This window comes from Ruegeria arenilitoris, assembly GCF_013031355.1.
Classification (GTDB): domain Bacteria; phylum Pseudomonadota; class Alphaproteobacteria; order Rhodobacterales; family Rhodobacteraceae; genus Ruegeria; species Ruegeria arenilitoris_C.
On the sequence record NZ_WPZO01000004.1, the window covers coordinates 209,024 to 222,612 of the forward strand.

The window sequence follows — 13,589 nt, forward strand, 5'->3', positions numbered from 1 at the left end:
GTGGGAGTGCGACTCCGCGATACGTCACGGAACCGGTAGGTGAATTCACAAACATCGAGGCTTGCGCGCGCAACCCCGACCGTTTAAACGGTCCTTCGCTTGCCTCAATAGCTCAGCTGGTAGAGCAGGTCCTTCGTAAGGACAAGGTCGGGGGTTCGAGTCCCTCTTGAGGCACCACGTTTTCCAATTGCTCAGGTCGTTGACGCTCAGGCGCGTTTCTCGCCAATCGTTGTCACGCCCAGAACCGACAGCACCTTAGCTTCGATCTGTTCGGCGTTCATGCCCGCGACAGCATACATATCTGCCGGGCTGGCCTGATCGATGAAGGTATCCGGCAGCACCATCGAGCGGTACTTCAATCCGTGATCGAATACGCCCTCATCCGCCAGCAGTTGCGCCACGTGGCTGCCGAAACCGCCGATTGCGCCTTCTTCGATGGTGATAAGGGCCTCATGATTTGCTGCCAGATCGAGGATCAGCTCGCGGTCCAGCGGTTTGGCAAAGCGGGCATCGGCGATGGTCGGGGTGATGCCCCGGGCCGAGAGTGCTTCGGCGGCTTTCTGAACCTCGGCCAGGCGGGTGCCAAAAGACAGCAGCGCCACGCGTGCGCCTTTCTGGATCATCCGGCCTTTGCCGATTTCCATCACCTCACCGCGTTCGGGCAGATCAACACCTACGCCTTCGCCACGCGGATAACGGAACGCAATGGGACCGTCGTCATGGGCAGCAGCAGTGGCGACCATATGCACGAGTTCTGCCTCATCCGCGGCGGCCATCACGACTAAGCCGGGCAGGTTGGCCAGATAGGCGATGTCAAACGACCCCGCATGGGTGGCGCCGTCGGCGCCCACAAGGCCAGCGCGGTCGATAGCAAAGCGCACCGGCAGGCGCTGAATAGCGACGTCATGCACGACCTGATCGTAGCCGCGCTGCAGGAAGGTGGAATACATCGCGCAGAACGGCTTCATCCCACCGGCTGCCAGCGCTGCGGCAAAGGTCACGCCGTGCTGTTCGGCAATCGCTACGTCGAAACAGCGCGAGGGGTAGCGCTCCGCAAACAAGCTCAGCCCGGTGCCATCCGGCATAGCAGCGGTCACGGCCACGATCTTGTCATCACGCCCGGCCTCTTCCACCAGCGTTTTACCAAAGACCGAGGTATAAGACGGCGCGTTGGACGGGGCCTTGTGCTGCTTGCCAGTCACCACATCGAACTTGGCCGTCGCATGACCTTTGTCCCGGGCCTGTTCGGCAGGGGCATATCCCTTACCCTTTTTGGTCAGCACATGAATCAGGATCGGGCCGGTTGCTCGTGTCTTGACCGTCCGCAGAACCGGAAGCAGCTGGTCCATGTCGTGCCCGTCGAGGGGGCCGATATAGGAAAAGCCCAACTCTTCGAACAAGGTGCCACCCACGGCCATGCCTTTCAGCATTTCCTTGGCGCGTTTCGCACCCTCGCGGAATGGTTCGGGAAGCAGTGACACCGCGCCTTTGGCGGCGGCTTTCAGATCGTGGAACGGGGCCTCGGTATAGATCCGCGACAGATAGCTGGACAGCGCACCGACAGGCGGTGCGATGCTCATTTCATTGTCATTCAGGATGACGATCAGGCGTTTCCCAAGATGCCCCGCGTTGTTCATCGCCTCGAACGCCATGCCAGCGGACATCGAGCCATCACCGATCACCGCTATCGCATCGCCTAGCCCCTCGGGTGTCACACCACCCAGATCGCGTGCGACGGCGAAACCCAGCGCGGCACTGATCGAGGTGGAACTATGTGCCGCGCCGAAGGGGTCATAGGGGCTCTCGCTGCGCTTGGTGAAGCCGCTCAGGCCGTCTTTCATACGCAGGGTACGGATACGGTCGCGGCGTTCGGTCAGGATTTTGTGCGGATAGCACTGGTGTCCCACGTCCCAGATGATCTTGTCTCGCGGCGTGTCAAAGACAGCGTGCAACGCGGTGGTCAGTTCGACCACGCCCAGGCCCGCACCCAGATGCCCGCCGGTGACGGACACGGCCGAAATCGTCTCGGCCCGCAATTCCTGCGCCACCTGATGCAGTTGCGCGTCCGAAAACTGCTTGAGATCCGCAGGGCGGCTCACAAGATCCAGCAGGGGCGTGTTCGGGCGGTCAGACATTTGGCGCGTTCCTGGCTTAGCTGTCCCGGGCAATAACGAAGCGGGCGGCGTCCTTCAAGGTTTCAGCCGTAGCACCGTACCCATCCAATGCGGCGCAGGCTTCGTCGACCAGCTCTACAGCACGGGCCTTGGCCGCATTCAGGCCCAACAGGGATACAAACGTGGCCTTGCCGGCCTCAGCATCTTTTTGCAGGCGTTTCCCGGCCTTTTCGGCATCACCTTCCACATCAAGGATGTCATCCGCGATCTGAAAAGCAAGGCCAAGGGCTTGGGCATATTGGCGCAAGGGTTCCGGATCGGCCAGCGCCAGCCGAGCCCCCGCACAGGCCGACCATTCGATCAGGGCGCCGGTCTTGCCCGCCTGAAGGCGCGTAATTTCGTCCAATGTCAGCGGCGCAGCCGCCGATTCCGCCGCAATATCCAACGCCTGACCCAGCACCATGCCTTGCGCCCCGCTGGCATTTGCCAGCGTCAGGGCCAGTTCCGCGCGGACCTCGGCAGTGCCGACCTCGGGCCGTGTGCACAGTTCAAAGGCCAGCGTTTGCAGCGCATCGCCCGCCAGAACGGCAGTGCCGTCGTCCCATTTCACATGCACGGTCGGGCGCCCGCGCCGCAGGTCGTCGTCATCCATGCAGGGCAAATCGTCATGCACCAGCGAATAGGCGTGCAGCGCTTCGATCCCAACGGCTGGCCAAATCGCGCGCCCTTCGTCCACGCCATGCAGGCGTGCGCTTTCCAGCACCAGAAACCCGCGCAACCGCTTGCCGCCCTCGGTGGCATAGGCCATCGCCCGGGTTACATCCAGATCGTCCAGCGCACCCAGAACCAGATCGAACTGATCCTGAATACGCGCCGCATCCTGCGCTAGCTTTTCGCGAAACATTTACTGACCTTCGACAGGCGTCGTCCCGGTCGGCTGACCATTGGCGTCCAGAGTGATCGCGGCCACCTTTTCCTCGGCCCGTTTCAGCTCATCCTCGCAGCGCTTTTTCAACGCCGCCCCGCGCTCGTACAGCGCGATGGACTGGTCCAGCGCCACGTCGCCGCGCTCCAACTGGCCGACCACGGCCTCAAGCTCTTTCATCGCCTGTTCGAATGTCATCTGATCAACGGGAGTATCGGTCATCGGGCTGCCTTCATCAATTCTTCCACATGGGCGCGGGTGGCCTCGGCCAGTGCGTTCAGATCATACCCGCCTTCCAAAGTCGAGACGATACGTCCTTCGCACAGCTCGTTGGCAAGTTTGCATAGCTCTGCCGTGACCCAGGCGAAATCGCCGGTGGACCAGTTCAGATTGGCCAGCGGATCGTCCTGATGCGCGTCAAACCCGGCTGAGATGATGATCAGTTCCGGCTTGAAAGCGCGCAGGCGCGGGAAGGCTTGCGTTTCATAAGCCCTGCGCATCTCTGCCCCACCTGTCCCGGGGGCCAGAGGGATGTTGAGAATGGTCTCAAAGGCGCCGGTCTCATCCGGACGCCCCGATCCGGGCCACAAAGGCATCTGTTGGCTGGTGATCACCAGCGCGCGTTTTTCATCCCACAGCAGATCCTGCGTGCCATTGCCGTGATGCACATCGAAATCCACCACCGCAACCCGGTTCAACCCGTGGTGATCCAGCGCGTGCTTGGCTGCCAGCGCCGCGTTTCCGAACAGGCAGAAGCCCATCGCTGTGTCTGTTTCCGCATGATGACCCGGCGGCCGGATCGCACAGAAGGCGTTCGGGGCCTCTCCGCGCAATACCATATCCACAGCGCGCACCACGGCCCCGGCGGCACGGTAGGCCGCATCGACCGAGCCCGGAGACATGAACGTATCCCCGTCAATCTGTGCAAACCCCTCTGCCGGGCGCGCGCTGCGAATGTCTCGAATGTAGCTTTCCGGATGCACCCGCAACAGATCGTCATCCGCCGCCAAAGGGGCCGTCACCCGGTTTAAATCCAGTGACTCCAGCGCGTGCAGAATATGCTCCAACCGCGCCACCCGTTCCGGATGCCCGTCCGGTGTCACATGCCCAAGGCAATCCGCATGATTCAAAAGGGCGGTTTTCATCAGAATCCCCTGTTCATCTGGCCAAAAACATCCTCGCCGAAGGCATAAAATCGCCGCGCAGCGGCCAAATCAATCCGGCGCCAGCATATATCCGGCGCCGCGTACCGTCTGCAGGTACCGTGGCTGCTTTGGGTCCTGTTCGATTTTCCGACGCAGACGGGTGATCTGCACGTCCACAGCGCGCTCCTGCGCCTGACCCTTGTCGCGGCCCAGATCCTCGACCAGTTTGGCGCGGCTGATCGGTTCACCCGGCTGGGCCGAGAAGATCTTCATCAACTGGCTCTCGGTTGCTGTCAAACGCACAGGCTCTTCGCCCTGCCACATCTCGCCGCGTTCCACGTCATAACGGATCGGCCCAAGGTTCAGAATCTTGGTCGCGGTATCCAGCGCCGGGGTTTCCGGCATCCGCCGCAAGATCGCATTGATCCGAAGCAGCAGCTCTTTCGGTTCAAACGGTTTGGCAAGATAGTCGTCCGCACCCGCTTCAAGCCCGGCGATGCGGTGCTCGGTCTCTCCGCGTGCGGTCAACAGCAGGATTGGAGTAGTATGGGTTTCGCGCAGCGTTCTGGTCAGGCTCACGCCATCCTCGCCGGGCATCATCACGTCCATCACGATCATGTCGAAGTCCAGCCCGGACAACACACGCCGTGCGTGTGCCGCATCACGGGCCGCCGTGACCAGAAAACCGCTCCGCATCAGAAACTTCTTGAGCAGATCACGAATACGCTCATCGTCGTCAACGATCAGCAGATGGGCGTCCATTTCGCTCATGAGGTGGTATCCCGCAGTTTCGTATAGGCATGACGCATATCAGCATCCATCATCGCTTCAAGCACTTTACGAAATCCTGACACGGCCTCGGGGCCTGCGTCCTTATACGCCGCGCGCATCCGCACGCGCTGGGCTTCGGACAGTTTGGTCTCAAGCGCCTTGCCTTTTTCGGTCAGAAACAGATGCCGTTCCCGCTTGTCCACCGTGCCGACGCGGCTTTCGACCAGGCCATCCTCGATCAGCGTCCGCAACACCCGGTTCAGAGACTGTTTTGTCACCCCGAGAATAGCCAGCAGGTTGTTCACCGTCGTCCCCGGCGCGCGGTTGATGAAGTGGATCGCCCGATGATGCGCCCGGCCATAGGCCATCTGCGCCAGAATGCGATCAGGGTCGGCGGTAAAGCCGCGATATGCGAAAAACATCGCCTCGATCCCCTGCCGAAGCTGTTCGTCGGTCAAAAACAACAGGCTTTCACCGCCAAAGACTTGGGCGGGACGCGTATCCGACATAGTATGCCTCATTCGTTACTCGTGCCGAGTTTATGTCAGCGTTGTTGACATTCCAAGAGTGGACAGGTATCGAATCGCAGTTTCTGCGCAACTTTATGTCCGCATCGGACTTAATTGGCGCAACAATCGGAAAATTCAACCCAAGGCTGGAGGTTTCGCATGGCGGGTTATGATGATCGTGATGGCACCATCTGGTTGGATGGCAAACTTGTGCCCTGGCGCGAGGCCAATGTGCACATCCTGACCCATGCGATGCACTATGCGTCCTCGGTCTTTGAAGGAGAGCGCGCCTATAACGGCAAGATCTTCAAAAGCCGCGAACATTCCGAACGTCTGATTGCCTCGGCCGAGGCTTTGGATATGCCGATGCCCTATTCGGTGGACGAAATCGAGGCCGCCAAGGAAGAAGCGCTGAAGGCCAGCGGCCTGCAGGACGCTTATGTCCGTGCGCTGGTCTGGCGCGGATCGGGCGAAGATATGGGCGTGGCGTCGGCCAAGAACCCGGTGCGCATGGCCGTGGCCGTCTGGCCGTGGGGCGCCTATTACGGCGACGCCAAGATGCAGGGCGCCAAGCTGGACATCGCGGAATGGAAACGCCCCAGCCCGGAAACCATCCCGGTCCACGCCAAGGCGGCGGGCCTCTACATGATCTGCACCATTTCCAAGCACAAGGCCGAGGCCAAGGGCTGCTCGGACGCGCTGTTCATGGACTGGCGCGGCTACGTGGCCGAAGCGACCGGCGCCAACGTGTTTTTCGTCAAGGATGGTGAGGTGCACACGCCGCTGGCAGATTGCTTCCTGAACGGCATTACCCGTCAGACCGTGATCCAGATGCTGAAAGACAAAGGCATCACTGTCCACGAACGCCGCATCAAGCCCGAGGAAATGGCTGATTTCGAACAGTGCTGGCTGACCGGCACCGCCGCCGAGGTCACCCCGGTCGGGCAGATCGGTGATTATACCTTCGAGGTCGGAGACCTGACCCGTGAGATCGCTGCCGAGTATGAGGCGCTGGTCCGCGCCTGATCCGAGCGACACACGATTTATGGAACCCCCGCTATTGGCGGGGGTTTTTCTTTGCCCGCCGTTCAAGACTTTGTGCAGATCGTCCCGTTGGCTGGACGAACGCGCAACCGGGTGTAGGTTAACCCCATGTTGGACCTGCTCAGCGATATCCTCACCCGCCTGTCCCTGCGTGGGACATTCTACTTTCGAACCTCTTTCACACCGCCGTTTGGTATTCAGGTGCCCGCCTACCAGAACGTCGCCCGGTTTCATTTCGTTCAGCGCGGGGAATTGAAAGTTTACGTCTCTAACACAGGCGAAACGCTGCGTCTGAAGCAGGGCGACCTGATTCTGATCCCGCATGGCGCGGCACATGCCCTGCTGTGTAATGAGGTCAAACCGATGGACGCGCTGCCGCTTGAGCAGGTCCTGGACGATGCCGGATACCAAGGTGACGGCGTGTTGATTTATGGCGGCGAGGATAAAAGCCGAGACACGCAACTGATCTGTGGTCACTTCTCGTTCACCGGCCCTCCGGGACGGCAAGGGAGCGGGCATATGCTGATCGACCGGCTGCCACCCTATATCCTGATCGAAAACTACGGCGAAGAGGCCGGGGCCTGGATCGAAGCCACCCTACGCATGATCGGGTCCGAGGTCAGCGGCGCCCGGATCGGCGGCGATCTGATCGCGTTGAAACTGTCCGAGGTGTTGTTTGCACAAGCCATTCGTGCCCATTTGGAGCATCAAAGCCCAAGCGAATCCGCGTTGGCCGGGTTTGCCGATCCCCGCATCTCACGCGCACTGACCGCCTTTCATCAGGCCCCGGCGCAGGAGTGGAGCGTTGAATCGCTGGCGCGCGAGGCCGGTATGTCACGCACCGCCTTCGCACAGCTCTTTGCCGAGAAGATGGGAACTACACCGATGCAATACCTGACCGACTGGCGGATGCAGATCGCCTGTCACGGATTGACCGAGGCGCGCTGGAACGTGGCGGATGCGGCGGCCGAGGTCGGCTATGCTTCCGAGGCTGCGTTTTCCCGGGTATTCAAAAAGCAGATCGGCCTCTCCCCGGCTGCGTATCGGTCGATGCACTGATCGCACCCAGTTCTGAACGATCTGCACAGTTTCACGAACGATCCGGAATTAAACGTCCGAATACTCTTTCCTAGTTTGGGGTCATGCCAAGAAAGGAAAGGAAATTTCAATGTCTGTTCGTTTCGTTACCCGCACCATCCACGCCTATCTGGACTACCCGGTCGCCTTTGCGCTTATGGGGCTGCCCTTTGTTCTGGGGCTGGGGCAATCCAACCCGATGGCCCTGTGGCTGTCTGTTGCAACTGGTGTTGCGGCCTTTGTGCTGACCGTGCTGACCGATCACCACCTCGGCATCTGGCGGGTGCTGCCCTACAAGTTCCATCTGGCCGTTGATCTGCTGGTCGGCGTCGTGTTTCTGGCCGCGCCAAGCCTGTTTGGGTTCTCGGGGCTGGATGCGATATACTATTGGCTGAACGGCGCAGCGGTGGTCGCCGTCATCTCGCTCAGCACGCCAGAACAGGGTTTGACCGCCTGAGCAGGTTTTCCACAGGTGTCACAATTTCATCGTGATACTTTCAAGAATCTGAGCCGCTTGTTTTACAAACAGGCGGCTCACTGCCGCTCACCAATCGCGTGACCCAAAAGGGTCGCCAGACAGGAGAGCCACCATGACCCAAATCCTTCGCCCCAACCGCCGCGCCTTTCTGGCTGGCAGCACTGCCTTTGCCGCGTCGCTGTCCATGCCTGCGATCAGTCGCGCCGCGTCCCGTCCCGTCTTTACCCATGGCGTGCAGTCCGGCGATGTGGACATGAGCTCGGGCATGATCTGGACCCGCACGGATCGCCCTGCGCGGGTGATGATGGAGGTCTCAACCACCGAGAGCTTTGCCGACGTCCGCAAGTTGACCCCGATGGATGCGATCCCGAACAGCGATTTCGCGGTGAAGCGGCTGGTCGAGGGGCTGCCCTCGGATCAGGAAATCTTCTACCGGTTTGTGGCTGCTGATCTGAGCGACATCAATGTCGTATCAGAGCCTATTATTGGTCAATTCCGCACTGCACCGTCCGAGCGTCGCAATATCCGCTTTGCATGGTCGGGTGATACGGCAGGGCAAGGCTGGGGCATCGATGACGAAGGTATGCGCACCTATGCCACCATGGCGCAGCACCGGCCGGATTTCTTTATCCACTCGGGCGACACGGTTTATGCCGATGGTCCGATGCAGGATGAGGTTGAGAAAGACGGCCAGTTGATCTGGAAAAACACCACCCTGATTGACGAGAAACGCAAGGTGGCCGAGTCGTTGGACGAATTTCGCGCCCAGTGGAAATACAACATGATGGACGCGCATGTGCGCGCGATGAACGCCGTCTGCCCGACATTCTTCCAGTGGGATGACCATGAGGTGGTCAACAACTGGTCGGATGCCAAGGACCTGATCTCGGACGACCGCTATACCGAGAAATCGGTGCATGTACTGCAATCCCGCGCGGGCCGTGCCTTTCACGAGATGACACCGCTGCGGATCACGCCGGCCGAGCCGGGGCGTGTGTATCGCAAGATCTCGTATGGTCCGATGCTGGACGTGTTCTTTCTGGATCTGCGTAGCTATCGCGGGCCGAACGGGTCTTCGATGGAGGATGAAATCACCGACAAGTCGCGCATTCTTGGCGCCGAACAGCTGGCGTGGCTGAAACGTGAATTGGCCGCGTCGCAGGCCACATGGAAGGTGATCGCCTCTGATATGCCCATCGGTCTGATCGTTTGGGACCGGTGGAAGGATCAGAAAGGGGCCGAGGCGATCGCGAACGGGGATAGTGGCCGGGCCAAGGGGCGCGAGTTGGAAATTGCCGATCTGCTGCGTTTCATCAAGACCGAAGGGGTTACCAACACGGTCTGGTTCACGGCGGATGTACACTATACGGCTGCGCACTATTATGACCCTAACAAAGCGCAATTCCAGGATTTTGAGCCGTTCTGGGAATTCGTGTCCGGCCCGCTGCACGCCGGAACCTTTGGTCCGAACGCGCTGGACGGCACTTTTGGGCCAGAGGTGAAGTTCGCCAAAGCGCCGACCAAGGAGCAGGGCGCCAATCTGCCCCCCAGTGCAGGCCTGCAGTTCTTTGGCTTGGTCGATATCGACGGCGCAACCCAGCAGATGACCGTGCGCCTGATGGATCGTGCCGATACCGAATTGTGGTCGGTCACACTGGACCCGCAGCCGCAGGGGATCTGATCGCTCGTCACATCGCGCCCCGAAGAATTTTGGGGCGTGTTTTTGCCCTTGAAAATTCCGACTAAAATAGTCAGATAACGCATAACGCCAGATGCAAGAGCATCCGGCACAGGGTTTCGAGGCGGTTTGCGGGCTTAGCGCATGAAACGGTGAGAGCTTGCCGCCGCCTCGGAAACGAATGATCGGGGTAAGACATGGGCGATCCGCTGGACGAAATCATGGCACGGCACGAAGCAGCCACAGCTTGCGGCTGTTGCTGTGACGATGACTTTTGCGCCTATGTCGACAAAACACCCAAAGCAGAACGCGACTTGCCTGAAACCTTGCCAGCCAGTGCCGCAAGTCGTCGTGGCTCGGTTCGGTTTCTCAATGAAAATCCGATGGGGTAACAGCCCCGGGGCGGGGCTGTACAAGCTCTAAACCTTAGAAATCAACGCCGCGCTGGGCTTTGATACCAGCTTGGAACGGGTGCTTTTCTTCGGTCATTTCGGTAACCAGATCGGCATAGTCACGCAGCGCTTGCGGCGCATCGCGGCCGGTCAGGAACACACTGGTCTTGTCGGACCGTTCGTTCAAACCGTCGATCACCTGATCCACCGACAGGTATTCATAGCGCAGGGCGATGTTGATCTCGTCCAGAACCACCAGATCATAGTCACCGCTGGCCATCAGGGCGCGGGCCTTGTCAAAGGCGGCGTTGGCGGCGGCGATGTCACGCTCCTTGTCCTGTGTGTCCCAGGTGAAGCCTTCACCCATCGTGTGCCAGGTCACCAGATCGCGTTCCTCGAAAAAACGCCGCTCGCCGGTTTTCCACTTGCCTTTGATGAACTGCACCACGGCGACCTTCTGGCCCCAACCAAGCGCCCGGATCACCACGCCAAACGCGGCCGAGGATTTGCCCTTGCCTTTGCCGGTGTTGATCAGAACCAGCCCGCGCTCCGGGTCGACGGCCTCGGACACTTTCTTGCGGTGCTGGGCCTGCACCTTCTGCATCTTTTCCTTGTGATCTTGTGCGTCGCTCATGAGCGGAACCTTTCTTGATTTGCGCCCAACCTAAGCGAAGTTTGCCAAAGGTAAAGATCAGGCCTTTGGGTCCGGGGCCGATTTGTCCTTGCCCCGATCCACGCCCAGTTGGCGTTCACGCAGGATAACCAGCACGTTGCCCGCAATGACCAGCGCCGCGCCACCCAGCATGACAAGTGTCGGCCACTCATCGAACCACACATAGCCGATGACTATGGCAAACAGCATGGTCGTGTAATCATAAGGGGCCAGCATTGAGGCCTGTCCAAAGCGATAGGACGAGGTCACCAGAATCTGTGCCACGCCGCCGATCAACCCCATTGTAGCCAGTATTAGAGCCTGTTCCCATGTTGGCATCGTCCAACCCCAAAAGGCTGTCAGAGACGACAGCAATGTAGCGGTCAGCGAGAAATAGAACACCACCGCAGCGGGATGGTCGATCTGCACCAATTGCCGGATGTGTATCTGCACAAAGGCCCGCGCCATGGTGGCCACCAGCACGCAGAGCGCGCCGATGGTGGCGGCGGTGTCCATATTGTTGCCGCCCAGCCGGGGCCAGATCATGATCAGCACCCCCAGAAGGCCGATGGCAACAGCGCCAATGCGGATCATGCGAATACGCTCGCCCAGCATGATCGCGGCCAGAATCAGGGTGAAGATCGGGGTGGCATAGCCAATTGCCGTGACCTCGGGCAGGGGCAGCAGGCTGAGGCCGGTAAAGGTCAGGCCCATGGCGCTCGTGCCCAGAACGCCGCGCCAGAAATGCCCCATGGGTTTCTTGACCACCAACCCCTGCGCCAACTCACCGCGATAGACCAGCCAGCCGATGATCACCGGAACCGCAAAGAGCGAGCGGAAGAATACTATCTCTCCGGGTGGGAAATCGTCCGACAAGGCTTTGACCAGCGCCTGCATTGCGGTGAACAGAACCAGCGCGCTGAGTTTCAGCGATACGGCCAGCACAGGTCGATGCGATGTTAAGGGTTTTGCCATCGGCGCGACCCTGCTCTTTTGTCAGTCAAAGATCAATGATCGGTGCGGGAACTCGACCAGTCGGCAGGCAGGGGGTGGCCGATCTCGTCGGCAAACTCTTCCAGGAACCGGATCATCCGTTGGGTACGTTGCCGCGCCAATGCCGCGCCGCCTTCGGTCAGCATGTCATCCGGCAGTGCCAACAGCTTGACCTTCCAATGGTCGATCGAAAAGGCAAGATCGTCCAGCGGGCGGTTCGCAGCAAAAGGATCGGCGGCATCATACAGCGTCCGCCCCAATGCGCCCGAGACCGAGAAGTTTCGCGCAACCCCGATCGCCCCAAGCGCATCCAGCCGGTCCGCATCGCGCAGAATGCAGGCCTCGGGCGTTTCGGGCGTGATATTGGCCGAGAAACTATGCGCTTCGATGGCGTGCTGGATGGCGCTGATCTGGGTGTCGTTATAGCCCAATTCTCGCAGGATAGGCTCTGATTTCTGCGCCGACTTGCGCGAGGCCAGATGGCGTTTGGGGTCGTCTTTCGGCAGATTGACCAGATCATGCAGGTAACAGGCGGCCAGCAACACGGACCGGTCTGTCGCCCCATCCGCGATGTTCTGAGCATTCACCCAGACCCGGTCCAGATGGGCCAGATCGTGTGCCGGATCGGTTTCCATCCGCTGCGCGACGACGGCGCGCAGGCGCGAGCGCAGATCAGCCGATCCGTCCACGGTTCTCTCCGATCTGGCCGCGGTGCAGCAGCAGGTGGTCGAGGATCACGCAGGCCATCATTGCCTCACCCACCGGCACCGCGCGGATGCCGACGCAGGGGTCGTGGCGGCCTTTGGTGATGATCTCGGTTTCCTCTCCCGATTTGGTGATGGTCTTGCGCGTGGTCAGGATGGACGAGGTCGGTTTGACCGCAAACCGTACCACAACATCCTGCCCGGTCGAGATGCCGCCCAGAATGCCCCCGGCATGGTTGCTGCTGTATTGTGGGCCGTCCTGACCCATGAAAATCTCATCTGCATTGGCTTCACCGGTCAGTTCAGCGGCGGCCATGCCTTCGCCGATCTCAACGCCTTTGACTGCGTTGATTGACATCATCGCAGCGGCCAGATCCGTGTCTAACTTGGCGTAAACAGGTGCGCCCAGCCCGGCGGGAACGCCGCGGGCCACAACCTCGACCACCGCACCGACCGAGTTGCCGGACTTGCGAAGGTCGTCCAAATAGGTGGCCCAATCCTCCGCGGCTTGGGCATCGGGTGTCCAGAACGGGTTCTGTTCAATCTGCGACCAGTCGAAATTGGCGCGGTCGATCTTGTGCGGGCCGATTTGCGTCATATAGCCGGTGATCTGCACATTCGGTGCGATCTGCTTGATCGCCTCGCGGGCCAATCCACCTGCGGCGACTCGCGACGCGGTTTCGCGGGCCGAGCTGCGCCCGCCACCGCGGTAGTCGCGGATACCGTATTTCTGCCAGTAGGTGATGTCGGCGTGGCCCGGACGGAACTTGTGCATGATATCGCCGTAGTCTTTCGAGCGCTGATCGGTGTTCTCGATCATCAACTGGACGGGTGTGCCGGTGGTCTGGCCTTCAAACACGCCAGACAGGATTTTGACCTGATCGGGTTCACGCCGCTGGGTGGTAAATTTGTTCTGCCCCGGTTTGCGCTTGTCCAGCCAGTGCTGGATCATCGCCTCGTCAATCGTCACGCCCGGCGGGCAGCCGTCGACGGTGGCACCCAAGGCGGGCCCGTGGCTTTCACCCCAGGTGGTGACGCGGAAGAGGTGTCCAAAGCTGTTCATCGACATGGGGCGTGCTCCTTTGAGGGTTGTGATTAGCGGGCAAG

15 protein-coding genes and 1 tRNA gene are annotated in these 13,589 nt (G+C 60.3%); 6 read left to right on the top strand and 10 right to left on the bottom strand.

What is annotated here, in order from left to right:
* The first annotated feature begins 101 nt into the window (after positions 1 to 101).
* Positions 102 to 177, top strand: a tRNA-Thr gene (locus GOX63_RS12020).
* Positions 178 to 206: 29 nt separating this feature from the next.
* Here GOX63_RS12020 and dxs read toward each other — a convergent pair.
* The 6 genes from dxs to GOX63_RS12050 all read right to left on the bottom strand — a co-directional run bounded on the left by dxs (position 207) and on the right by GOX63_RS12050 (position 5,464).
* On the bottom strand, positions 207 to 2,135 hold the full coding sequence (gene dxs, locus GOX63_RS12025; protein WP_170326218.1) for a 1-deoxy-D-xylulose-5-phosphate synthase: 1,929 nt from the start codon (positions 2,133 to 2,135) through the stop codon (positions 207 to 209).
* Between the two features lie 16 nt (positions 2,136 to 2,151).
* Positions 2,152 to 3,018, bottom strand: coding sequence for a polyprenyl synthetase family protein (locus GOX63_RS12030; RefSeq protein WP_170326219.1), 867 nt, complete (start codon positions 3,016 to 3,018; stop codon positions 2,152 to 2,154).
* Complete coding sequence (locus GOX63_RS12035; protein WP_058272726.1) at positions 3,019 to 3,261, bottom strand: exodeoxyribonuclease VII small subunit; 243 nt, start codon at positions 3,259 to 3,261, stop codon at positions 3,019 to 3,021.
* Complete coding sequence (locus GOX63_RS12040) at positions 3,258 to 4,184, bottom strand: histone deacetylase family protein (RefSeq protein WP_170326220.1); 927 nt, start codon at positions 4,182 to 4,184, stop codon at positions 3,258 to 3,260. Before GOX63_RS12040 ends, GOX63_RS12035 begins: the two co-directional genes overlap by 4 nt.
* Before the next feature lie 69 nt (positions 4,185 to 4,253).
* Positions 4,254 to 4,955, bottom strand: coding sequence for a response regulator (locus GOX63_RS12045; RefSeq protein ID WP_170326221.1), 702 nt, complete (start codon positions 4,953 to 4,955; stop codon positions 4,254 to 4,256).
* Complete coding sequence (locus GOX63_RS12050) at positions 4,952 to 5,464, bottom strand: MarR family winged helix-turn-helix transcriptional regulator (RefSeq protein ID WP_170326222.1); 513 nt, start codon at positions 5,462 to 5,464, stop codon at positions 4,952 to 4,954. Before GOX63_RS12050 ends, GOX63_RS12045 begins: the two co-directional genes overlap by 4 nt.
* A 159-nt stretch (positions 5,465 to 5,623) precedes the next feature.
* On the opposite strand from GOX63_RS12050, the gene GOX63_RS12055 reads away from it, so the two are divergent.
* The 5 genes from GOX63_RS12055 (at position 5,624) to GOX63_RS12075 (ending at position 10,133) form a co-directional block, all read left to right on the top strand.
* On the top strand, positions 5,624 to 6,490 hold the full coding sequence (locus GOX63_RS12055) for a branched-chain amino acid aminotransferase (RefSeq protein WP_170326223.1): 867 nt from the start codon (positions 5,624 to 5,626) through the stop codon (positions 6,488 to 6,490).
* A 126-nt stretch (positions 6,491 to 6,616) separates the two neighbouring features.
* Positions 6,617 to 7,567 (top strand): AraC family transcriptional regulator, encoded by a 951-nt coding sequence (locus tag GOX63_RS12060; RefSeq protein ID WP_170326224.1) that lies wholly within the window; start codon positions 6,617 to 6,619, stop codon positions 7,565 to 7,567.
* 109 nt (positions 7,568 to 7,676) lie between these two features.
* A complete protein-coding gene (locus tag GOX63_RS12065; RefSeq protein ID WP_170326225.1) occupies positions 7,677 to 8,042 on the top strand; it encodes a hypothetical protein in 366 nt (121 codons plus the stop codon).
* Positions 8,043 to 8,175: 133 nt separating this feature from the next.
* Positions 8,176 to 9,744, top strand: coding sequence for an alkaline phosphatase D family protein (locus tag GOX63_RS12070; RefSeq protein ID WP_170326226.1), 1,569 nt, complete (start codon positions 8,176 to 8,178; stop codon positions 9,742 to 9,744).
* A gap of 194 nt (positions 9,745 to 9,938) precedes the next feature.
* Positions 9,939 to 10,133: a hypothetical protein gene (locus tag GOX63_RS12075; RefSeq protein ID WP_170326227.1), complete on the top strand. Its 195-nt coding sequence runs from the start codon at positions 9,939 to 9,941 to the stop codon at positions 10,131 to 10,133.
* 34 nt (positions 10,134 to 10,167) lie between these two features.
* Here the strand turns inward: GOX63_RS12075 and cobO are convergent, their stop codons facing one another.
* The 4 genes from cobO to aroC are packed head-to-tail and all read right to left on the bottom strand — an operon-like array spanning position 10,168 to position 13,551.
* Positions 10,168 to 10,767: a cob(I)yrinic acid a,c-diamide adenosyltransferase gene (gene cobO, locus GOX63_RS12080; RefSeq protein ID WP_170326228.1), complete on the bottom strand. Its 600-nt coding sequence runs from the start codon at positions 10,765 to 10,767 to the stop codon at positions 10,168 to 10,170.
* 57 nt (positions 10,768 to 10,824) lie between these two features.
* Positions 10,825 to 11,760, bottom strand: coding sequence for a DMT family transporter (locus GOX63_RS12085; RefSeq protein ID WP_170326229.1), 936 nt, complete (start codon positions 11,758 to 11,760; stop codon positions 10,825 to 10,827).
* 32 nt (positions 11,761 to 11,792) lie between these two features.
* The gene (locus GOX63_RS12090; protein ID WP_170545810.1) at positions 11,793 to 12,467 is read right to left on the bottom strand and encodes an HD domain-containing protein; all 675 of its coding nucleotides are present in this window, start codon (positions 12,465 to 12,467) and stop codon (positions 11,793 to 11,795) included.
* Complete coding sequence (gene aroC / locus GOX63_RS12095; RefSeq protein ID WP_170326231.1) at positions 12,451 to 13,551, bottom strand: chorismate synthase; 1,101 nt, start codon at positions 13,549 to 13,551, stop codon at positions 12,451 to 12,453. The genes GOX63_RS12090 and aroC overlap by 17 nt, the downstream gene beginning before the upstream one ends.
* Between the last annotated feature and the right edge of the window lie 38 nt (positions 13,552 to 13,589).